This window comes from Iningainema tapete BLCC-T55 (assembly GCF_014698965.1).
Taxonomy (GTDB): Bacteria; Cyanobacteriota; Cyanobacteriia; order Cyanobacteriales; family Nostocaceae; genus Iningainema; species Iningainema tapete.
The window spans coordinates 1-1,250 of record NZ_JACXAE010000122.1; the positions used below are offsets into that span (position 1 = coordinate 1).

The following is a 1,250-nucleotide window of genomic DNA, read 5'->3' on the forward strand; positions in this document are numbered from 1 at the left end:
GGTTCTCCCGTATATATGGTGATAAGCTGTTCTAATCACCAAAGCAAGCTAATAACCGATTCCGGAAATTGTTGAAGTTTACAAACCCATAAGCTTGTCGTTTAATTAACTTAATACGATTGTTGATTCCTTCCATTACACTCTTATGTAGTTCGATTAAGAAAATAGTTACAAATTCCTTCAAAATGATTGCGAATTGTGCTCAGAGCGTCACAGTAAACTATTTTAGCTTTTTCTAACCATTTTTCTAGTTCCGTTCTACCTTCTTCAACAGTCTTACTTGTCTCATAAATATTCCTAAACTCTTCTTTTAATTCATATGCAATTCTCAACCGCGTTGACTGCCCCAGGATATCAAGGAGTTTATTCTTTTCTGATAATGTTAAATCTTTACCATTCTTTAAAAGAATAAATTTACTTCGTTTATCTTTAACATCAGCTTGTTTACGAATTATATTTAATTCTGATTGTACCGATTTCATTACATGAAATCTGTCATAGACAATCTGAGCATTTGGAAATAACTCCTGTATAACTTTGGGAAAGCCGCCCCACATATCTATGCTCACTTCTTCAACCTTTTCACGTACCTCTAACGGTTGCTGCTTAAGGATTTCAATGATATCGTCTTGTTTGTGACTATCGATGACCTCTATCAATTTACCTGACTCAATATCGGCAACAACAGTCATAAAGTTTTGATGACCTTTGCGCTTGCTAACTTCATCAATACTGAGACGTTTTACCTCACCCCAACCTTCAATTTTTTTTTACTATACTGATGATTAAATATCCCTTGTACCTGTTCAAAACTTAATTTTTCTTCTCGGCTAACTTGTTCGATACTGCTACTTTGAATTCTTTGATATATCTGTTCTTCATATCTAATGGTATATCTTCGCTCCCAATCCACAAATTCCAATTTTTCCGTAAAGTAGCGTTGACAACAAGAGCAATAAAATTGACGACGGGGGATTTTTAAGTAAACTATTCTCCCAAAAACTGGTAAATCTCTAATTAAAATAGGTCGATTTTGATGTATTTTTTCAGTGGTACTACCACAATGGGGACAGCTTGATTCCTCTTTTAAAAATTTCAATATTAAGTAAACTTCGTCATCATGATAGCGACAACTTTCAACTGTGACGAAAGGTAAATCAAGAAGGGCATCGAGATGAAAGTCCATAAGACAACAAAAGTGAGTAAAAAGTATCTACATATACAGTTTACACCAAAAAGCCGGGAGAACC

The 1,250-nt window shown here is 34.5% G+C and carries 3 protein-coding genes; all 3 read right to left on the minus strand.

Annotation, left to right across the window (positions count from 1 at the left end; translation table 11 throughout):
• Positions 1-31: 31 nt before the first annotated feature.
• From ICL16_RS47970 to ICL16_RS45115, 3 genes are read right to left on the minus strand one after another with little or no spacing between them, the layout of a single operon-like run.
• Positions 32-136: a transposase gene (locus ICL16_RS47970; protein ID WP_420485335.1), complete on the minus strand. Its 105-nt coding sequence runs from the start codon at positions 134-136 to the stop codon at positions 32-34.
• Positions 137-143: 7 nt separating this feature from the next.
• On the minus strand, positions 144-764 hold the full coding sequence (locus ICL16_RS45110) for a transposase (protein ID WP_337907212.1): 621 nt from the start codon (positions 762-764) through the stop codon (positions 144-146).
• Positions 743-1,186, minus strand: coding sequence for a transposase family protein (locus tag ICL16_RS45115; RefSeq protein WP_202895952.1), 444 nt, complete (start codon positions 1,184-1,186; stop codon positions 743-745). Before ICL16_RS45115 ends, ICL16_RS45110 begins: the two co-directional genes overlap by 22 nt.
• Positions 1,187-1,250: the final 64 nt, after the last annotated feature.